This window comes from Pantoea sp. YU22, from assembly GCF_003970755.1.
GTDB classification, from domain to species: Bacteria; Pseudomonadota; Gammaproteobacteria; order Enterobacterales; family Enterobacteriaceae; genus Pantoea; species Pantoea piersonii.
Genome location: NZ_RYDU01000019.1, coordinates 33,367 through 53,740 on the forward strand (window position 1 = coordinate 33,367; position 20,374 = coordinate 53,740).

Annotated in this window: 21 protein-coding genes; 6 read left to right on the forward strand and 15 right to left on the reverse strand. The window is 53.2% G+C overall.

The window, feature by feature from the left end:
- Window positions 1–12: 12 nt before the first annotated feature.
- The 7 genes from EKL29_RS19800 to EKL29_RS19830 all read right to left on the reverse strand — a co-directional run bounded on the left by EKL29_RS19800 (window position 13) and on the right by EKL29_RS19830 (window position 6,811).
- Window positions 13–363, reverse strand: coding sequence for a DUF305 domain-containing protein (locus EKL29_RS19800; RefSeq protein ID WP_048785333.1), 351 nt, complete (start codon window positions 361–363; stop codon window positions 13–15).
- A 147-nt stretch (window positions 364–510) separates the two neighbouring features.
- Complete coding sequence (locus EKL29_RS19805) at window positions 511–1,908, reverse strand: heavy metal sensor histidine kinase (RefSeq protein WP_048785335.1); 1,398 nt, start codon at window positions 1,906–1,908, stop codon at window positions 511–513.
- Window positions 1,905–2,585 carry a heavy metal response regulator transcription factor gene (locus tag EKL29_RS19810; RefSeq protein WP_048785337.1) on the reverse strand — a complete coding sequence of 227 codons (681 nt, stop codon included), beginning with the start codon at window positions 2,583–2,585 and terminating at the stop codon, window positions 1,905–1,907. The genes EKL29_RS19805 and EKL29_RS19810 overlap by 4 nt, the downstream gene beginning before the upstream one ends.
- 28 nt (window positions 2,586–2,613) lie before the next feature.
- Window positions 2,614–3,546 (reverse strand): copper homeostasis membrane protein CopD, encoded by a 933-nt coding sequence (copD, locus tag EKL29_RS19815; protein ID WP_048785340.1) that lies wholly within the window; start codon window positions 3,544–3,546, stop codon window positions 2,614–2,616.
- Window positions 3,547–3,550: 4 nt separating this feature from the next.
- Window positions 3,551–3,931 (reverse strand): copper homeostasis periplasmic binding protein CopC, encoded by a 381-nt coding sequence (gene copC, locus EKL29_RS19820; protein WP_075203224.1) that lies wholly within the window; start codon window positions 3,929–3,931, stop codon window positions 3,551–3,553.
- A 38-nt stretch (window positions 3,932–3,969) separates the two neighbouring features.
- On the reverse strand, window positions 3,970–4,773 hold the full coding sequence (locus EKL29_RS19825) for a copper resistance protein B (protein ID WP_311779046.1): 804 nt from the start codon (window positions 4,771–4,773) through the stop codon (window positions 3,970–3,972).
- Window positions 4,774–4,996: 223 nt separating this feature from the next.
- Window positions 4,997–6,811: a copper resistance system multicopper oxidase gene (locus tag EKL29_RS19830; RefSeq protein ID WP_048785343.1), complete on the reverse strand. Its 1,815-nt coding sequence runs from the start codon at window positions 6,809–6,811 to the stop codon at window positions 4,997–4,999.
- Window positions 6,812–7,091: 280 nt separating this feature from the next.
- Between EKL29_RS19830 and EKL29_RS19835 the strand changes: the two genes are divergently transcribed.
- Window positions 7,092–7,334, forward strand: coding sequence for a hypothetical protein (locus EKL29_RS19835; RefSeq protein ID WP_048785345.1), 243 nt, complete (start codon window positions 7,092–7,094; stop codon window positions 7,332–7,334).
- A 507-nt stretch (window positions 7,335–7,841) separates the two neighbouring features.
- On the opposite strand, the gene EKL29_RS23405 is transcribed toward EKL29_RS19835, so the two are convergent.
- The gene (locus EKL29_RS23405; protein WP_048785347.1) at window positions 7,842–8,045 is read right to left on the reverse strand and encodes a hypothetical protein; all 204 of its coding nucleotides are present in this window, start codon (window positions 8,043–8,045) and stop codon (window positions 7,842–7,844) included.
- 568 nt (window positions 8,046–8,613) lie between these two features.
- On the opposite strand from EKL29_RS23405, the gene EKL29_RS19850 reads away from it, so the two are divergent.
- The 4 genes from EKL29_RS19850 to arsC all read left to right on the forward strand — a co-directional run bounded on the left by EKL29_RS19850 (window position 8,614) and on the right by arsC (window position 12,060).
- Window positions 8,614–9,609 (forward strand): IS110 family transposase, encoded by a 996-nt coding sequence (locus EKL29_RS19850; RefSeq protein WP_048781208.1) that lies wholly within the window; start codon window positions 8,614–8,616, stop codon window positions 9,607–9,609.
- A gap of 246 nt (window positions 9,610–9,855) precedes the next feature.
- Window positions 9,856–10,209: a metalloregulator ArsR/SmtB family transcription factor gene (locus tag EKL29_RS19855; protein WP_048781207.1), complete on the forward strand. Its 354-nt coding sequence runs from the start codon at window positions 9,856–9,858 to the stop codon at window positions 10,207–10,209.
- Window positions 10,210–10,298: 89 nt separating this feature from the next.
- The gene (locus EKL29_RS19860) at window positions 10,299–11,582 is read left to right on the forward strand and encodes an arsenic transporter (RefSeq protein ID WP_048781206.1); all 1,284 of its coding nucleotides are present in this window, start codon (window positions 10,299–10,301) and stop codon (window positions 11,580–11,582) included.
- A 49-nt stretch (window positions 11,583–11,631) separates the two neighbouring features.
- Entirely contained in the window at window positions 11,632–12,060 is a 429-nt protein-coding gene (gene arsC / locus EKL29_RS19865; protein ID WP_048781205.1) for a glutaredoxin-dependent arsenate reductase, read from the forward strand.
- Window positions 12,061–12,126: 66 nt separating this feature from the next.
- Here arsC and arsH read toward each other — a convergent pair whose 3' ends face one another.
- From arsH to EKL29_RS19880, 3 genes are all read right to left on the reverse strand, one after another.
- A complete protein-coding gene (arsH, locus tag EKL29_RS19870; protein ID WP_075203156.1) occupies window positions 12,127–12,849 on the reverse strand; it encodes an arsenical resistance protein ArsH in 723 nt (240 codons plus the stop codon).
- A complete protein-coding gene (locus EKL29_RS19875) occupies window positions 12,846–13,178 on the reverse strand; it encodes a helix-turn-helix transcriptional regulator (RefSeq protein WP_048781204.1) in 333 nt (110 codons plus the stop codon). Before EKL29_RS19875 ends, arsH begins: the two co-directional genes overlap by 4 nt.
- Window positions 13,179–13,372: 194 nt before the next feature.
- Window positions 13,373–15,763, reverse strand: coding sequence for a heavy metal translocating P-type ATPase (locus EKL29_RS19880; protein WP_075203155.1), 2,391 nt, complete (start codon window positions 15,761–15,763; stop codon window positions 13,373–13,375).
- 307 nt (window positions 15,764–16,070) lie between these two features.
- Between EKL29_RS19880 and cadR the strand changes: the two genes are divergently transcribed.
- Window positions 16,071–16,529: a Cd(II)/Pb(II)-responsive transcriptional regulator gene (cadR, locus tag EKL29_RS19885; RefSeq protein ID WP_075203154.1), complete on the forward strand. Its 459-nt coding sequence runs from the start codon at window positions 16,071–16,073 to the stop codon at window positions 16,527–16,529.
- 1,103 nt (window positions 16,530–17,632) lie between these two features.
- Here the strand turns inward: cadR and repA are convergent.
- The 4 genes from repA to EKL29_RS19910 all read right to left on the reverse strand — a co-directional run bounded on the left by repA (window position 17,633) and on the right by EKL29_RS19910 (window position 20,371).
- The gene (gene repA, locus EKL29_RS19895) at window positions 17,633–18,565 is read right to left on the reverse strand and encodes a plasmid replication initiator RepA (protein WP_084884203.1); all 933 of its coding nucleotides are present in this window, start codon (window positions 18,563–18,565) and stop codon (window positions 17,633–17,635) included.
- A gap of 283 nt (window positions 18,566–18,848) precedes the next feature.
- Entirely contained in the window at window positions 18,849–19,103 is a 255-nt protein-coding gene (locus EKL29_RS19900; protein WP_084884200.1) for a RepB family protein, read from the reverse strand.
- 133 nt (window positions 19,104–19,236) lie between these two features.
- The gene (locus EKL29_RS19905) at window positions 19,237–19,773 is read right to left on the reverse strand and encodes a phospholipase D family protein (RefSeq protein ID WP_048783150.1); all 537 of its coding nucleotides are present in this window, start codon (window positions 19,771–19,773) and stop codon (window positions 19,237–19,239) included.
- Between the two features lie 85 nt (window positions 19,774–19,858).
- A complete protein-coding gene (locus tag EKL29_RS19910; protein ID WP_048783152.1) occupies window positions 19,859–20,371 on the reverse strand; it encodes a hypothetical protein in 513 nt (170 codons plus the stop codon).
- Window positions 20,372–20,374 lie beyond the last annotated feature (3 nt).

Genomic DNA, 20,374 nt, shown 5'->3' on the forward strand with positions numbered 1-20,374 from the left:
GACGGTGAAATGTTACTTTTTAAGCCAGTTTTCCATCTGCTTTATCTCTTCTTTCTGAGCACTGATAATATTTTCAGCCATTTTTTTCATCTCAGGGTCTTTGCCATATTTGAGTTCTGTTTCAGCCATAGCGATCGCCCCCTTGTGATGCTCAATCATGCCTTTTGCAAAGGCCCTGTCGGCATCCTTGTCTTTTACCGCGTTCATCATGCCGTCATGCATCTGCTGCATACCAGACATGTAGTCCTTTGACGCCGGGGACATGTTCATGTCATGCGACATTTTCATATCCGGCTTCTGGGCCATAACGGCTGCCGGCAGGGCAAGCATCAACGCAGCCAGTGTCAGAGAAAATTTCTTCATGATTCGTTCCTTCTCAGCATCAGATAAAATCAGGGTTTCAGATCGTCATCAATTATCCCTCCACTCTTTTCGGAAGAGTCTACTGATGCAGATCAGAGAGTTGTCGTTACAGGTATAAGTCTGGAACAAAAAAGCATAAGCGCAAAGTCAGGCTGCTGGCAATTCCACCGTAAAGGTTATTAACTCGCCGTTCATCACAGCCTGTAACGAACCATTGTGTGCCTGCAGAATGGATCGCGTGATTGAGAGACCGAGCCCTGCACCGTCCGTATTATGCTGACGTGACGTATCTGCCCGGTAAAACCGGTCGAAAAGTCTTGTAATATTTTTATCAGTGATGACACGGGTGCGGTTCGATACGTGTATATAAGCCAGCGTTTCCCCCTGCTCTGCGCAAATCAGGATCTCATCGCCCTCTAAAGAATATTTTATTGCATTTGTTATGAGGTTACTCAGCGCCCGCCGAATCATCAGCCGGTCACCGGCAAAGCAGGCATCGCCCTCAAGATTAAGGGATTTTCCATTTTCAGCTGCCAGGGGTTCAAAATACTCAATCAGCTCGGTAATTTCAGTATGTGCCATGATTGTCTCCTTTTTGAGGGAGAGAAGGCCATTATCTGACTTAGCCAGGAAAAGCATATCGCTGCTCATTCTGGCAAGCCTGCCCAGCTCTTCTAGATTGGAAAAAAGGATCTCCCTGTAACTGTCAGCATCACGCTCCCGTGACAACGCGACCTGCGTCTGCATCATCAGATTGCTGACAGGGGTGCGAAGCTCGTGAGCAATATCCGATGAAAATTCGGACAGACGCCGGAAGGAGCTTTCGAGCCTCTCCAGCATGCTGTTGAACTCTGCAACCGTAGGCAGGAGCTCAGCGGGTAGCCGGTGCGCCGGCAGGCGCTCGCCGAGGTTATTAACGGTTACTGCCGAGGCCAGGCGGTTAATTTCGTTAAGCGGCCGCAGCCCTATTCTGGTGACAATCCAGCCCAGCAGTATCGATATAAAAATCAGGCCCCCGTTAAACCAGATCAGCCACTTCTTTAGCTGGGCAATAAAGGCGTCGTGAAGGCTCGTATCATAGGCAGCGGTTATCAGCATATCGCGCTGCCCGCTGGCATCCGGCACACTCACTTTTCTGACGATAACGTTATAGCGCCACCCGTTATCTTCAGTCGTCTGAAGGACACCGGGCTGATGTATATTAACGGCAAAGCGCTGTTCCGGAACCGGAAACCCCGGAGAAACATAGTCGGTCAGTATCCGGTTGTCCGCAGTTCTGACGGACAGATAAAGTCCACTATGGCCTACCATCGCGTCGGCTAACTTACGTGCCAGTCCGGCGTTGTTCAGGCGACCGCTATGAAACTCTCCTTCAAGCAGCTCGGTTGCCAGCTCAAGCTTTCCGTTAAGCAGCGTCAGATCCTGATTACGGAAATAGCTGTCCAGCGCGGTCACCAGTAAGGCGCTCGAAAGCAGCCATACAGACATCATGACGCCTGCAAACACAATGCTCAGCCTGGACGTCAGGGACCAGTTACGCTTCACTCTTCACGGATCTCCAGTACGTAGCCGATTCCCCGTACGGTATGAATAAGCTTTGGGCTGAAGTCGTCGTCAATTTTGCTACGCAGGCGTCGGACAGCCACATCAATAACATTCGTGTCACTTTCAAAATTTATATTCCACACCAGCGAAGAAAGCAGGTTTCGGGGCAGAACTTCTCCACGACGCTGCAGCAACAGCTCCAGGAGAGAAAACTCTTTGGATGAAAGATGGATTCGTTTCCCGGATCTGCTGACACTCCGGCGGGCGACATCTATAGTCAGGTCTGCAATGGTAAGTATACCGCCCGTCTGTGAGCGGTTACGCCTCAGCTGCGTCCGGATGCGGGCCAGCAGCTCAGCAAAGTCGAAGGGCTTGAGCAGATAGTCATCGGCCCCCAGATCGAGGCCTCTGATTTTTTCGCTGATATTGTCTTTTGCGGTAAGAAACAGCACGGGTTCTTCATGACGGGCCATTCTCATCTGCCGCAGGATATCCCATCCGTCCATGGAGGGCAGCATAATATCCAGAATGATAAGGTCATAACGCTGCTTCAGTATGTGCTCAAGCCCCTGCAGGCCGTCATTGACCAGGGTCACGTTGTAGCCCGCCTCCTGGAGGCCTTGTCTGAGGTAAGTTCCTGTTTTAAGTTCGTCCTCAACGATAAGAATTGAGCTCATGGCGACATATCCCGTTTCAGCTTAATGATTACTCCATACCCGAGCCGGGCGACAGGGTGCCAAGCCATGCTACGGTTGCGAGGATCAGGATGGATACACTGAACTCTGTGATAATACTTCTGCGCATCAGTGCAATTCCTGTCTTATACCTGCCCTGACTCAGGGCGGTTTCCAGTCTGGGAGCCAGCCTGAAGCGGTTAGCGGCCGCCAGCAACAGCATCACAAAGAAAAGTGCGGTTTTGGTAAGCAATAGTAACCCGTAATGACTGCCCGGCAGCGTCCGGAAGGGATCGTCAACAATATAGAAAAAATTAATCCCGGCGGTCAGAACGATGCTGACAACAATCACAGACCCTGTTCTGCCAAATCCTGTCAGCGCATCAGAAAGCTGACGAGCGTGACCGGCATTTTCAACTTTTTTCAGGCACAGCAGGATACTGAATGCCGCCAGGGCTCCAACCCATGCTCCCGCTGCCGACAAATGAACTATATCACTCAAAAGGTGAAGCCAGTAATCAGGCCCGTCATTCATTGCAGCATGGCCACCCCAGGCAAGCGTAGACAGTGCAACGCCTCCTGACAGAGTCAGTACATAATGGGATATGCGGGCATTGCGCAGACGTAACCCCAGCCCCATAAAAGCGATTAACAGCGCAATCAGGCGTATAACCCAGCTCAGGCCGACGGCTGTTTCCCCGATTACCATCTCCATAATGTGAAGCGTAATTTCGCCGACATCAGTCATGCCGCTCATTGCCTTAGCGACAAGCAGCATATTAGCCAGCGATAAAACAATGCCTGCCGAAATCAACAGGAAGTAGAACGACCAGACGCTGAAAAGTGACACCGATTTTTTAAGTTTTCCCCTGACGGCATACAGTTCAAATAAGGGCAGACCAAATAAAACCATCAGGTCCAGATAAAGAAAAAAACGGATAACAATAAAGGTCTGATCGTTCATGATATTACTTCACATCAAAACTGTAGTTACCGGTGCGCGGATGCGTATCGGAAGAGACAGCGCGCCATTCCACTTTATAGGTACCGGCGCCAAGAGGCTTAGCTGGTGTAATCACCATCGTTTTTGGATCGCTGCCTGCTGCTACTTTCGCGGCTACAGGCATGGGTGAATGAGAGGACATGCCCGGCATTGCCGTCATGACCAGGCGGGCACCTGAAAATTTCGTAACCAGGTTTTCTGTAAAGTGCAGTTCAACTTTCGCAGGAGCGGATACCTGCGACTTGTCTGCAGGAACAGAGGAGGCCAGCTCCGGGTGTGCCTGTGCAGTGAATGCGGCAAAAGAAGCAGCAACAGCGATGGCGTAAGTAGCAAAAGAATATTTCATAGTCATACCTGTCTTGTTGTTTATTAAGATTAACTACTTCAGAACCACACGCGGGCTCCGAGCAGGAAACGTACTTCGTTATCCTTTTCTCCCTCGCGGGCGGCCATGTCGGCGGTATTGCCGTACAGCTGATTCCATGAAACTCCGATATAGGGCGCAAATTCACGCCTCACTTCATAACGAAGCCGCAGCGAGAGTTCGGTATTAGACAGCCCTTTTCCGATCTCCCGGTCTTTATCATCTTTGCTGAAGACATTCGCCTCCAGTGATGGCTGCAGGATCAGCCTGTTGGTCAGCAACACGTCATATTCAGTCTCAAAACGCAAAGCCGTCCGACCCCTTTCACCGGCAAACGCGGTCAGCTCGGTTTCCAGGTTATAAAGCGGCATCCCCTGAAAACCGGCAGCAAGCCAGGTCTGCTGCCGGCCGGGCCTGAAATCCTGACGCGCACCGGCGACGACGTCCCACCACGGTGAGACTGCGTGTCCCCAGAGAGCCTGAACTTCGGCGCTTTCCGTTTTTCCTTTGCTGGTTTCACCTTCACTGCGTAACCAGAGGCGATCTATATCGCCACCAACCCAGCCGCTGACATCCCAGCTGAACCCGCCGGAATCATTGTTTTTTTGCCACTCCAGCTGGTCGGCCAGCACATACCAGTTAATGCTGCTGTCGTGCACTTTATGCCCGTGTACATCCGGAAATGCTGCCCGCCGATCGGCATCGGTCAATGCCGGAATCGGTGTGCGGCTCTCAGTCGGGGCGGCTGGCTGCATAGACTCCATGCCATCCATTCCGGACATACTTTCCATACCCGCCATGTTTCCCATTCCGGAGTGATCCATCCCGGTCATGTTTTCCATACCAGAATGATCCATGCCACTCATTTTTGAATGGTCCATGCCTTTCATGTCGTGCCCCTGCATACTGGGCATCGATGCAGAATCTGCGGCCCGTGCTGTGGATATATAACTGCCAGAAAATGCTGATAAAATCAGCAGGCTGGCTGCAGGGCAGGAAATGATTTTTTTCTTGTTAATGCGTTCAGAAACTGACATCAGAAGTACCTCACTCAATTACCCGGACTTCGCGGAACATGCCGGTTTCCATATGAAACAGCAGGTGACAGTGATAAGCCCAGCGGCCCAGCGCATCAGCGGTAACCCGATAACTGCGGCGGGTTCCCGGTGGCATATCAATGGTGTGCTTACGGACAAGGAAATTACCCTCCTCATCTTCCAGATCGCTCCACATGCCATGAAGATGAATCGGGTGAGTCATCATGGTGTCATTAACGAGTACGATACGGACTCGCTCGCCGTACCGGAGTGTGACGGGCTCTGAATCAGAAAATTTTATGCCGTTAAAAGACCAGGCAAATTTTTCCATGTGCCCGGTGAGGTGAAGTTCGATGGTACGTGACGGCTCTCGCCCGTCCGGGTCTTCGAACGTGCTTTTCAGATCGGCATATGTCAGGACCTTACGTCCGTTATTACGCAGCCCGATACCCGGATCGCTGAGTTTAGGAGTGGGCATCATGGCCTGCATATCGACCAGAGGATTACCGGTTTCAGAAGCCGGATGCTTTTGCATGTCACTCATTCCAGCCATACTGCTGTGATCCATGCCCGCCATGCTGCCGGCTGCAGCGGCAGGCATGCTGTTGCCATCCATGCCCTGCATTTCACCGCCATCCATGCCCTGCATCTGCCCTGCATCAGCCATGCTGCTGTGATCCATTGCGCCCATGCTTCCATGATCCATGCCTCCCATGCCCATATCATCCATGGTCAGCCAGGGCCGGGCGTCGACAGAGGGGACGGGGGCTGAAAGCCCCTCACGTGAGGCGAGCGTCCCCCGTGCATAACCGCTTCGGTCCATCGACTGTGCGAAAATGGTATAGGCATCCTGAGCCGGTTCAACGATGACATCATAAGTTTCAGCAACAGCAATGCGGAATTCATCTACGGCGACAGGGTTGACATACTGACCATCAGCGGCAACCACGGTCATCTTCAGGCCGGGGATCCGCACGTCGAAGTAAGTCATGGCAGAGCCGTTAATAAAGCGCAGGCGAATTTTTTCACCCTTACGGAAAAGACCAGTCCAGTTTTTTGCTGGCCCCTGACCGTTCATCAGGTAGGTGTACGTAGCTCCACTGACGTCGGCGAGGTCGGTCGGGTTCATTTTCATTTCAGCCCACATCTTGCGGTCCGCCAGCGTATTGCTGAGGCCTTTTTCCCGGGCATCCCTGAAGAACTCACGTGCGGTAGGTTTGGCAAAGTTGTAATAATCAGACTGTTTTTTAAGCTTTGCGAGAATGGCAGACGCATTTTCATCAGACCAGTCCGTCAGCATGACCACATGCTCCCGGTCATATGTAAACGGTTCCGGATCTGCAGCATCAATAATGATTGGTCCGTACACACCTTCCTGCTCCTGCAGACCGGAATGACTGTGATACCAGTAGGTTCCATTTTGCTTTACACGGAAGGAGTAGACGTAGGTGTTATCCGGCTCTATGCCGTGGAAGCTGAGACCCGGGACGCCATCCATGTTGGCAGGCAGGATAATGCCGTGCCAGTGTATGGAGGTAGGTTCATCGAGTCGGTTTCTGACGCGCAGCGTAACGGTATCTCCTTCTTTCCAGCGCAGCAGCGGGCCCGGTAAACCGGCATTAATTGTTTTGGCATAACGGGGGTTACCCGTGATATTGAGCGGAGTTTCTGCGATAAATAAATCAAATTCAGTTCCGGTCATGGTGCGTGCGCTCATCAGACTCACTGCTGAAAACGCATCAAAGGATCGCAGGCCAACTCCTCCGACAATCCCGGCAACTGTAATCCCTTTTATAAAGTCGCGGCGTGAACTATTTAGCGGCATGACTGTGCTCCGAAATAGGTACTTCAGTCAGAAAAACATCCTGATTCTGATGTGCCAGTACTGTCTGTGAAAGAATGTTTATATGAATAACTGCAAACTATCACAGCCAGGCTGAGCAGATGATTACAATCCTGTCATGTTGAAACAAGCTGATTTAAATTACATTTCTGTCATATTTAACCTGCGCTTTCATTTTTACTCTACGATAGAAACCACTGAAGCAGTGATACACCACCTGGCTAAAAGCTGGTTTTTATTATTGAATGCGAAGGAGTCTTAAATGAAAAAATTTATCCTTGTTACAGCCGTAACCATGCTGACTGTTACATCGGCATGGGCGAATCAGGTGCCGGAAAAAAACGGTGAATGTGCCAGTATGAATTGCATGTCAATGTCTAAGTCCACGTCTGTGAATGAACATGAGCAGGCAATTATTGCACATGAAACTATGAACAATGCAAATTCTCCGGCACACCAGAGCATTATTGATATGCATCGCAAAATGCTGCAGCAGGGACAATAGCTTTCATCACCCTGTTATACAGGAGTGCCTTTGGTTCTCATGAGCTTTCAATTGTGTCCCGGATGTTGTGTGATTTACCCTCATTAATCATATGGTTGTTAAAACTTTCTGGCTGAGTTCAGCCGGCCCGTCTGACTGTGGCGGGCCTTCTTTTTCTATCTGACCAGTAGTATGAAAGACAGTGTTAATGATTTTTTATTATTTATTTAGAGGTTTAATTCTACTTTGACTTGATTGTTAATAAGGTTTTTCAATAAGAAGATAACTAATGCATTATGGATCCTTTTTTATGGCTACATTCAGTTTCTGTATATATCTCTCAATTATCGTCTTTTCATCACTTGTCATAGGCACTTCCTCCATATAACGTTTTACGGACGAGTTGCTTTTAATAAGTAAGCTTTTTGCACTATTTTTGGGAAGGTTGAAGTCGTATCCGGTACAAGTCATACGATGCGGGCAATTACTCCAGAAAGAATTTGTGCAATAAGAATCACCCAAATCATATTACATTGCCGGACTTGTAAGACTGAAGGTGTCAGGGGCATGGTCAATAAATACGCTAATCATATGTGATATTCGATCAACCCCAACTTCCGGATAATCGCTGGCGCTGCGCATCAGGTAGATTGAGTGTGTGGAAAGGCTGACCATATCACCAAGGTTGAGCCGCTTTTCCTCATAGTTCTGCGCCGGGTTCTGAAATGCCATTTATCCTTCCTTTATCAGCTTCTTGACGTAGATTTTAGCCTTCCGTGGCCTGTGACGCCTGCTCTTATCCCAGAATTACTGCGATTACTGCAGTCAGAATATGCAGCACGACTGGCAGCAGGAGACCGCCACAATGCCAGAGATCGCTACAGAAAAGGCTGAGCTGTGAGTAAATTTTCCTGACGTTATTTCCTTGAGGCGGGCGAGCAGTGCGCAGCCTGCCCCTGAATGCCGCTTTAGCGGCATAGAGGCGCCAGAAGCAGCCACATATTGCACAAGAGCTGCATGGCGCCGGTAGCACGGCGAAGCCGGTTCCGTTTTGATAGGTTTCACCGCTCCCATCCCTTGCCCTTGTATCTAAGATTATGTGGTGATTAGCTACCACCACTGAAGCAGAGCGAGCCCGCCCTTGTCCTTAAGGTCATTAACAGACTGAACGTTGTTTAGCAGCATCAGGCCCTCCGCTTCACCTTTCACGCCAGCACATCAGGTTGAACGGTTACCGGGAGCTCGACTCCGTATGTACAAGGCAAACAGGCGTGACGGTTTATGTGAGAGGAGCGAAACTATGTTTCCAGTGGGTGTAGACGTAAGCAAAAGCACGCTTGATCTGTGCATGCTTTATGACGGTATCAAAGGTCGCATCAAAACGCGCAATATCCGGAATGATCGGAGCGCAACAGATAACATAATTCGCTGGCTCAGGCTCCAGCACTGCGGTCCGCAGGACGTTCATTTGGTTATGGAAGCAACCGGTGTTTATCACGAGCGGCTGGCCACTGACTTATATGACGCAGGTTTCTGTGTGTCACTGGCTAACCCTCACCGTAGCAGAGAATTTGCCCGCGGCATGGGGATCATGACGAAAACGGACAAAGTCGATGCATACATGCTGGCCTGTTACGCACTCCTGAAAAAGCCACATCGCTGGAAGCCGCCGGCACCTGAAATCAGACATCTCAGTGCGCTCTTACGTCGCAGGGATGTGCTGCTGGGCGATGCCGTGCGTGAGGAGAATCGCCTGGAAAAATACCTGTCAACCTATACGCCTGCAGATGTCATCAGTTCCTGCATGCGCATGGCGCATCTGCTTCGTGAAGAGGTAGACAGCATCGAGCGACAAATCAAAGCGCACATCCAGGCTTGTCCTGACCTGAAGCGGGATTTCAGCCTGCTGACATCGATTAAGTCTGTCGGGCCGCAGCTGGGAATGCACATGCTGGTCGTGCTGCGCAGCTATAATATTGAGTCAGCTGAACAGGCTGCAGCTTTTCTGGGGGTGGTGCCTGTGGAGAAGCGTTCAGGCACGTCGGTACGCAATCGCTCCCGCATGTCGAAAATAGGCCCTCCTCAGTTAAGAGCAAAGCTTTATATGTCAGCCCTTTGCGGAAAAATTCACAATAAGCGGATGCGCAATATGTACAATGAGCTGTGCCTGCGAGGAAAGCCAAAAATGGTGGCCATTGGTGCCCTGATGAGAAAACTGGTGCACTGGTGTTACGGTGTACTGAAAACAGGTACCGCATTCTGTGACGAGATTTCAAATTCCCTGGTACATACCTGATGTCCGTCCAGATATTAAAGGCGTAGTTCATAGAACAGACACTATGAACAAGGCAAAGTCCGCTAAGAGCGAAAAGCGGACATTAAGCGATTACATCCTCCCGTGATTAACGCTCGGTTGTATTACAGAACTGGTTTGCAAAAAAGAATATGCAACGGGGGTGATATATATTCTTTTTCGAATATATAGTTGATCGCCAGTCTGTACGTAGCGATACTACCTGTTGCTTCATACACAGGAGTTGTCATGGTTCACCTAAACCCCCTTCAGCTTTTCAAAGCGTTGTCTGATGAAACCCGACTCAGTCTGGTGCTGCTACTGCGGGAAAAGGGGGAGCTTTGCGTCTGTGAACTCACATCCATTCTCAGGGAAGCCCAGCCAAAAATTTCCCGTCATCTTGCGTTGCTCAGAGACAGCGGCCTGCTTATCGACCGGCGTGATGGCAAATGGATTCATTACCGGCTGTCACCTCACATGCCTGCCTGGGCGGCAGCCGTCATTGAACAGGCTTATCTGTGTCAGCGGGATGACATTCTGCACCTCAGCCAGCAGGCTGAGCGGGACAACGCAATGACTAACGGTAAACCTGTCTGCATTTAAAAATTTGACCATACATATATGCTTTTACGTATATGTATTCATTGGGTCGTTGTGCCAGTTCTGACAGGCGCAGTTTTGAAGGAGGGTATATGTTTCTGGCGGGTGCAATTTTTATTTTGACGCTGGTGCTGGTTATCTGGCAGCCGAAAGGGCTCAGTATTGGCTGGAGTGCCCTTATCGGGGCTGCGCTGGCGCTGCTGACCGGCGTAGTGCATATCGGGGATATTCCGGCCGTCTGGCAGATTGTCTGGAACGCCACGGCCACGTTTATTGCGGTCATCATCATCAGCCTGCTGTTAGATGAGTCAGGATTTTTTGAGTGGGCGGCACTGCACGTTTCCCGCTGGGGAGGCGGCAGGGGCAGGCTGCTGTTCACGTATATTGTTCTGCTGGGTGCGGCGGTGGCGGCGCTGTTCGCTAATGACGGCGCGGCACTTATCCTGACGCCCATTGTTATCGCCATGCTGCTGGCGCTGGGCTTCAGCCCCGGGGCCACGCTGGCATTTGTGATGGCGGCTGGCTTTATCGCGGACACGTCCAGCCTGCCGCTCATCGTGTCGAACCTGGTCAACATCGTGACGGCGGATTTCTTTAAGCTGGGCTTCAGTGAGTATGCGTCAGTCATGGTGCCGGTGAATATTGCCTCCGTGGCGGCCACGCTTGTGATGCTGCATCTGTTTTTTCGCAAAGACATTCCGGCAACCTATGACCTGGTTAAGCTGAAAACGCCACGGGAAGCTATCCGTGACATGCGCACTTTTAAAACCGGGTGGCTGGTGCTGCTCCTGCTTCTGGCCGGCTTTTTTGGTCTGGAGCCGCTGGGCGTGCCGGTCAGTCTGGTCGCGGCGGTAGCCGCATTTATTCTCTGGCTGGTTGCGCGGAAAGGACACGCTATTGATACCCGGAAGGTGCTGAAGGGCGCGCCCTGGCAGATAGTCATCTTCTCGCTGGGCATGTATCTCGTTGTGTATGGCCTGCGCAACGCCGGACTTACGGATTATCTCTCTGCCATCCTGAACCGCTTTGCGGAGCACGGCGTCTGGGGTGCCACGCTGGGCACCGGTTTTCTGACGGCCTTCCTGTCATCGGTCATGAACAACATGCCTACCGTACTGGTTGGCGCGCTTTCCATTGACGGCAGTACCGCTCAGGGAGTGGTAAAGGAGGCGATGGTTTACGCCAACATCATCGGCTGCGATCTCGGTCCGAAAATCACCCCAATCGGCAGCCTGGCAACCCTGCTGTGGCTGCACGTTCTGGCGCAGAAAAACATCACCATCAGCTGGGGCTATTACTTTCGCGTGGGCATCGTAATGACCCTGCCGGTGCTTTTTGTGACGCTGGCGGCGCTGGTCCTGCGCCTGTCTGTTTAACCTTAACCCCGGGGCTGCGTCTGCGCAGCACCGTAACGGAGTACCGTTTATGACTGATATCACCATTTATCACAACCCGGCTTGCGGGACGTCCCGTAATACCCTGGCGCTTATCCGCAACAGTGGCGTGGAGCCTTCAGTGATTATGTATCTGGAGACGCCGCCGACGCGCGACGAGCTGCAAAAACTGATTGCGGATATGGGGATTAGCGTGCGCGCGTTGCTGCGCAAAAATACAGAGCCCTATGAGCAGCTGGGTCTGGCAGAGGACCGGTTCAGCGATGAAGAACTGCTGGATGCCATGCTGGCTCACCCCATCCTCATTAACCGTCCGGTAGTTGTGACGCCTCTCGGCACAAAGCTCTGTCGTCCGTCTGAAGCGGTTCTGGACATTCTGCCAGATCCGCAGCAGGGGCCTTTTACAAAAGAAGATGGCGAGCAGGTTATTGATGAGCACGGAAACCGTATCAGCCGCTGACCCCTGAGCATGCGCCTGACTGGACGGGACATACAAAAACAAAAGCCGGCAAAATGCCGGCTTTTTTCATATGCTGCGCTGGTTGACCCGCTCTGAAAGCTGCGCGGCGCTTTCTTTCCTTTCGCTGTAGCGATCGGTCAGATATTCACTCCGGCCGCGCGTCAGGAGGGTGAATTTCATCAGCTCCTCCATCACGTCAACGATGCGGTCGTAATACGGGGAAGGCTTCATGCGGCCGTCCTCCTCAAACTCGGCCCAGGCTTTTGCTACGGATGACTGGTTCGGGATGGTAATCATGCGCATCCAGCGGCCGAGGATGCGCATCTGGTTGACGGCATTAAACGACTGCGAGCCGCCGCTCACCTGCATGACGGCGAGAGTTTTTCCCTGCGACGGGCGAACCGCGCCGGACGTCAGGGGTATCCAGTCAATCTGCGCCTTCATGATGCCGGTCATGGCGCCGTGACGCTCAGGCGAGCACCAGACCATACCTTCTGACCAGAGAACCAGCTCACGCAGCTCGACAACTTTTGGGTGCGTCTCCGGGGCATCGTCAGGCAGCGGCAGGCCGGACGGGTTAAAAATTTTAACCTCTGCGCCCATCGCCGTCAGGAGCCGGGCGGCTTCCTCCGTCGCCAGCCGGCTGTAAGAGCGTTCTCGCAGCGAGCCGTAGAGCATCAGAATGCGAGGCGGGTGCGCCACTTCTGTGGCATGCAGTTTCTCTTCCGTCAGCGGCATGTCCAGAAGCGCGGGGTCAATGTTTTTCAGGGTATTGTTGATGTTGTTCACAATGAGGTCTCTTCGTGAGTCGTCGCGGGTGACAGGCCGCAGCTGCCGCCTGCGCAGCATTCTTCTGTCAAAAAGGCCATCAGCTGCTCAAGCTGCGCATAACACGGTCTGCAGAACAGAGTACGGCTCTGCCTTTCCTGGTTGATCAGGCCGGCGGATATCAGCGCAGAAAGATGATGGCTGAGCGTGGAGGCCGGAATGCCGAGGCGCTTCTGCAGTTCGCCGACCGGCAGGCCATTATGGCCCGCCTTAACCAGTTCCCGATAAATGCCCAGGCGCGTCGGGTGTCCTAATTCACGGAGTGCATTTGCTGCAGTATTTAAATCCATACTTCCTCCATAACTGTATTTCCAGAATAATGGAAATATATTTATGGAGTCAAACGGGCAAAATCTTTTTATTTGAGTAATTGTTAAAGCTGAACGTCTGTTTCTGGCATAACACGGATGCATGCGCAGGACAGCGTTCACTATGAGTGAAAAGAGAACATTGCCCGTCATCCGACGGGCAACACATTAAGCAGCTATTTACGCAATAAACGCAGGCCGTTTGCCACAACAAGCAGGCTTGCGCCCACGTCCGCAAACACGGCCATCCACATTGTGCCCATGCCTGCGATTGTCAGAGCCAGGAATACTGCCTTTATTCCAATTGCCATGACAATATTCTGAACCAGAACGTTGTAGGTCTGTCGGGATAGCCGGACAAAGGCAGGTATTTTCCGCAGGTCATCATCCATCAGCGCCACGTCGGCGGTTTCAATTGCAGTATCGGTTCCCATTGCGCCCATAGCGAAGCCAATATCCGCACGGGCCAGCGCCGGGGCATCATTGATGCCATCTCCGACCATGCCCGTAGTGCCCTGAGCAGCAAACGACTCTACAGCGCGGAGTTTGTCTTCCGGCAGCTGGTCGCCCCGGGCTTCATCTATACCGACCTGACTGGCGATCGCGCTGGCGGTGTGCGCATTGTCTCCCGTAAGCATGACCGTACTGACGCCGAGGCTGTGCAGCGCTTTTATCGCCTCCCGGCTGCTTTCTTTAACCGTATCAGCCACAGCAAACAGCCCGAGCACCTGCATTTTATCACTGAGTAAGACAACGGTTTTCCCCTGTGTTTCCAGCCGGGCAAGTGCCTCTTTTACAGCGGGCGGGCAGGCTAACGTTTCTTCCGTCAGCCTCAGGTTTCCAAGGTTGTAAGTTTTTCCGTTGATCACTCCTCGGACGCCGCGCCCGGCCAGAGCTTCAAAACTGTCCACGGTATAACGTTGTGTACCTTTTGCCGCCGCCGCCACGGCCTGCGATACCGGGTGATCGGAATAACCCGCCAGGCTGGCAGCCAGCGCACGCCCTTCGCTTTCCGTGACACCGGCATAAATCACCACATCTGTCTGTACCGGCTTCCCGTGAGTAAGCGTACCGGTCTTGTCGAGCGCCAGCCATTTAAGCCGGCGGCCTTCCTCCAGGTAAACACCGCCTTTAATCAGGATCCCTCTGCGAGCTGCAGACGTCAGACCGCTGACAATAGTCACCGGTGTGGAAATCACGAGCGCGCACGGACAGGCAATAACCAGCATGACCAGCGCCTTATAAATCCATTCCTGCCAGCTTCCTCCGCCAGTCAAAGGCGGAAGAACCGCAACCGCAACCGCAATGATAAATACGACGGGCGTATAGATACGTGAAAAGCGGTCGACAAAGCGTTGTGTGGGGGCTTTTGCTCCCTGAGCTTCCTCTACGGCATGAATGATTCGCGCCAGCGTGGTGTTCCCGGCAGCAGCCGTCACCCGATATTCAAAGCCGCCCGAGCCGTTAACCGTGCCGGCAAATACAGGATCGCCTTCACCTTTATCTACCGGCAGACTTTCTCCGGTAATGGGTGCCTGATTAATGGCGGTGCGGCCCCGGGTTACAATGCCATCCAGCGCAATACGCTCGCCGGGCCTGACCCTGACCACGCTGTCCAGAGAAACAGATTTTGCATCAGTTTCTTTCCAGGAACCGTCCTGCTGCTGAACCGTAGCCGTATCTGGCGTCAGCTTCATCAGGGAGCCTATAGCATTACGGGCGCGATCAAGAGACTTTGCCTCAATCAGCTCTGCTATCGTGAACAGCACCATCACCATAGCGGCTTCCGGCCACTGCCCGAGCGCCAGCGCACCGGTCACAGCAATACTCATCAGAGCATTGATGTTCAGATTGCCGTTACGCAGTGCTATCCAGCCTTTCTTGTAGGTAGTCAGGCCGCAGGCTGACACGGCAATCAGAGCCAGCGCAGCCTCGACCCACTCAGGCATGCCGACCCAGTGCATGGCCTCAGCGGCTATCGCCGCTGCGCCAGCCAGCGCCAGCGGCCACCAGGATTTTTTCTTTTCTTCCTTTACTGCATGCTGGCCACTGCTGTCAGGAAGTTCAGGTTCAAAGCCCAGTGAGCGAATGGCCACCAGAACCGGATCCAGCGCATCAGGAGTATGGACTACCGTCAGCACACGTTGCATCAGATTAAAGTCAAGCTCTTTGACCTCAGGCATGCCGTCCAGTTTTTTACGGATCAGGCCTTCTTCCACGGGACAGTCCATCTGCATAATCCGGATACTGGTACGCACCCCTTCAGCAGTAGTCTGCTGCGTCTGCAGCTCACTAAAAGTGACCGGGGACGGAGTACAGCAGGAAGCGGTCGTGCCTGATGGCTGACTGCCTGAACAAGAGCTCTTCTGACCAGCGGATTTTTCGCCCGTCAGTTGCGGATCAAATCCCAGCGAGCGTACAGCCTCAAGTACCGGTTCAAGAGCACGGGCCGCGTGAGTAACAGTAAGCGTCCGCTGCATAAGGTTAAATTCCAGATGTTTTACAGCAGACAGAGGCCCTAGTTTCTTACGGATCAGGGTCTCCTCTGTAGGACAGTCCATCTGCATAATGCGCAGGCGTGTCTGAATATCATTCCCGGCAGCATCTCTGGCTGAAGGGTTTATCGCTTCTGACGCGCAACAGCCAGTACCGCTGCAACATTCAGTGGCAGCGTCGTGTTCTGGCCTGCCTTCCTTCGCCGGAATATCGGAATTTACGACGTCCATATCTTTTACAGGCGAGTTTTTACCGGATGCGGTCGTTCCGCATTTACTGTTACTGCAGCAGTCACTCATGTTTTTATCCTGTTCATCGCTTATAGTGGCATTAAAGACCCTGAAGCAACTACAGGGTCAAGCATGAGTGAGGTGAAATATGAAAATTGGCGAACTCGCACGGCAGGCAGGGTGCCAGGTTGAAACCGTACGTTATTACGAACGGGAAGGATTATTACAGCCTGCAATACGCGACCAGACAAACAACTACCGGCATTATGACAGCACGCATCTGGAGCGACTGATGTTTATCCGTCGCTGCCGGGCGCTTGATATGACGCATGGTGAAATCCGGGTATTGCTGCAGGCGCGCAGTCAGCCAGATGCAGACTGCGGAACGGTGAACGCTCTGATAGATGAGCATCTTCATCATGTTCAGGCCCGGATTTGCGAGCTGAATATGCTGGAAAACCAGTTGAATGAGCTTCGGAGTCACTGCAACGCAAATCGGGCGACTCGCGACTGCGGCATTCTGCGTGAGCTGGAGCAGACTGAAGAGCCGGAATATGTGTCGCCAGTGATCACACCGGGCCACCTTGCAGGGAGCCATTCTCATTGATCTCTAAAAACTCCGCTCAAAAAAGCGTCTTAATCAAAAGTAAACGTCCGCTTTTGGCACAAAGCGGATATTGGCTTGAGAAGCACATACAGGCTGGCGAGCAGTGCGTAGCCAGCCCTTAAATGCCGCGAAGCGGCATGAAGGCGCCAGAAGCAGTTGCATATTGCACAAGAGCTGGACGGCGCTGGTAGCCCGGCGAAGCCGGTTCCGTTTTGATAGGTTTCACCAAACCCATCCCTTGCCCTGCTAAGCCAAACCTGCTAAACGCGATGTAAAGCCCCTGTGCGCCGTCGGAGTGGTCACGACAAGGCGTAGCCGCAGTCGGGGCGTATCTCCGCGTTAGCGGGCCGTCAGGGCCGCTTACGGGCGTGTTCTCCGGTGCTGAAGCGACAGTACTCACAGCGGCTTCAATTCCTAGTTACATCATCCATCTATAAAAGCGACTCCATCCCGGCCTCTGGCCGGGGCGGCGGCGCTTTTCAGGTGGGAGCCCCTCGATGCTGAAATGCGCACTGCGATCGTGATGTTATTTAATTAGCTTCTTATGATGACGGGCAATGCCCGTCGTTTTCGACGGGAGCTACTTTGAAGTACCGGCCCTTTGGGCAGGGCGGCGGGATCTGGTCAGTGGGGCAACCGGGCTTCAGGTACGGCTCCGGGATTTTGCCGGAGAGGGGCACGGGGTTTCAGGTTCGGCTCGGGTGGGGGTTAAATGAGAGTATTAATGAATGATGTAACTAATATGTATTGCCCGCCGCCTGTCGGCGGGAGCTACTTCAGGTTCTGAGCGGCGCGGACGCCTGCGGCCGCTGCAAGCGAAATCATTTAATTTATCTTCGCCAGATGTCTGCATGAAAACCTTATTTATTATTTTGATTATTCTTTCTGACGTAAGTCAGGACTGTATTGCGCGTAGTGCTGACTGTAATTGCAGGTAATTTTCTGATGTTGATTGCGGGTAACTGTGGGTAAAAAAGGCCGCAGTGATTTTGCGGCCACGATTCACTGATTGCCAGGAGAAATACCAGCGCAAAAGAGGGCGTTCAGTGCCCGGCACAAACGACTTCACCGCCAGTCAAGGCGGTTAAAATTGGGCGGGTATGTCAGTGAACTATATCAGGTACTTCAGGCAGCATGGGCTCATAGTCGAGCCCCAGCTCCAGCTGGCGCAGACATTTCCAGACCAGGCGATCAAAATCTTCCGGGGGAAGCGTTTTCCACTCGTGGACTGGACGCGTGCGCAGCAGCCTGGCCATCGCGTTACGCCTGTCATCAAGCGGCAGTTTACTCAGCCGTTTACGGCGCTTCTGCCTGGATGCTTTATCACGACGACTGATCAGCGTGGCCATGCGCATATTTTCATACCAGCGCCGGCGCGCGGCGCGAACTGAGGCGTGCGTGCCCGGTTCGATGATGCCGTCGGCTTCTGCAGCAAGACGTTCGTTGCGCTCAGCCAGAAATTTGTCCATATCGATGCCGCACAGCTGCCAGAACTGGTCGGTCAATACGATATGACGCGGCATGCAGTAACCGGTTACGGGGTCCATTTCAAGGTCCGGTCGCTCTATCAGGCCGTAACGCTCCCACTCTTCAAACAGGCGAGACAACCGGCTGGGTTCTACGCGCGTTTCCGGAATGACGTTGCCATTTTCGTCTTTCGGGCTCAGTTCATCGGCCAGCTTGCTGCCGTTAAAGGTGACAACAGAGGTGGCAAGATCCGCACGCTGGACACACAGCGGCCACATGGCGTCATACAGCGCCTGTTTTTCGGGACGAAAGTCACGTTTGCGCCCTGCGACGTCGCGCAGCTGCACAAAGTAGGGATGGCGGGATATGCGCTGACGCAGCGTCATTTTCCCTGTGCGCTTGTCCTTATTTACAAGGCGGCTCATGGCGTGGCCCATCTGACCCGGCAGGCGGCGATAGCCCTTCGGCGCGAACCATTCCGGATTAGAGCATTTGCAGGCAGTGGAATGATCGCCACGGTGGCGATTGTCAGGTCGGGAGAATGAATTGAGAGGTGTCTGCTTATGCATACCGCCCGGCGCTTATATTGCGCAGGCAGAGTATGCACAGTACGGATTGTCTTTTTCCGGGCATGAATCTATACTCCCCGCACAGGGCAATAATCCTGTGCAGTATAGTGTTGGGCCCCGTTAATCCTCATCCGTCGCCAAACTGAAGGGATTTTCGGGGTTTTTCTTTTCTGATTTGGTCCTGCCGCCTCAGATCCCTGCCGCTTTCCGGCGTGGCCAGCCATCAATTCTTAACTGTCCGTAATCTATCACTCAGAAACGCTTTCGGCAATAACGTGACCAGTCACAGCACTCCATTACTTCGTGCTTCCGCCTCAATCAGCTTTTCAAGCAACTCAGCCTGCGATATTCCCTTTAACTCACAAAGCTTAACCAGCGCCTCTTTCATCTCTGTATGGATAAAGAGACTGATGGCTCTGTGCGTTTCACGCTTTCGTGCCTTATAGGCGCGCGCGCGTTCCTTATCAGGAGTTGGCTGCTCTCTGTTACGGGTGCGTTTCTTTTCGGGAGCTGATGTTACTGAATCACGGGGGCTCATGCTCGTACCCTGCTGCAAAATAAGACTTTCCGCAGCATAGCATAAGCCAAATCAGTAATATGCCTTAATTGTGATACCTCACAGCCGCTGGCGAACGGGCTGATCCGGCGTTACGGACGGTTAACACGGTGGGTCAGTAAGACAGCCTGTACGCTGTACCTGCATCCCAGCGGGACTGCCAGTGCCGGAGGTAGCGATCAGCAAGCGCCGGCATATCTCCGATGACCAGCGCGTTTTCGCTGTTGTGCCGGGCACCTGAGCGGGTGTAGTTAAAACTGCCGGTTTCAACCATTCGTCCGTCAGCGACGATAAACTTGTCATGCAGGGCGGCGTACTGCCCGTTAAGACGAACCGGGATGTCGCGCGCTGCGAGCAGGTTAATGGCCGACTGGCTTATACGGTTCTGGTTCGCCTTTTCATCGAGCACCACGCGCACATTCACGCCGCGCGCTTTAGCTCTTATAAGGGCAGAGGCCACTTCAGGTGATGTAAAGCTGTAGCCGGCGAGCCGGATTTCCGTCTGTGCGCGATCAATGACATCGAGCACCAGCGCTACTGCGCTGCCTTCCGGGGAGAAGCCGACGCTGACGCCAGGCGCGTCCACGGCGTGAACTGCATCTGGCAGCAGCACCAGACTGCTTAACAGCAGTGGCAAAATAATGACCTTCATGGGGTTCTCCGGGGGTCGTGAGCGTGCGGGATTTTCAATCCTGGACGCGAGGGACCGGCCAACCGCAGGGCGGCAGGCCGTTTTTTCAGTCAGGCTTACCCGTCACCAGCACGTTCAGCAGGCCCATGTCAGAATATGCGTAGCGCAGCAGCTGCAGGCCGGCAAAAAACACCGCCGTGTTCAGAAAGGGCAGCAGCCACAGGCTCATGTTGTGCATGGCCATGCCGGCGAGCGGCGGCATGATAAGGGCGCTCACGCCCGTGGCCACAAACACGGACGTCAGGTTTCGCCCGCGCGTAAAGCGTCCTTTTTCCCGCCGCACCAGCTGCGGATGCAGCAGCAGGGTCACCGGCATCATGCCCGGACGGGCCTTCATCTCCCGGATGCGCGCCGTTTCGGCTTCCGCCAGGCGGTGCGTGGCTGAAAAATCCTTAATGAAGCCGTCAACCACGTTCTGTATGGCCTCACTGCAGCGGGGCTCGCCGCCTCCCTTACTCCAGCGGCGAAGCAGCGCGCCTTCTGCCCTTAACTCAGGCAGCCAGGCCATCAGCATCATCAGGGAAACGGCCACGGTGGCCGCAATAAGCAGTATTGTCATAGG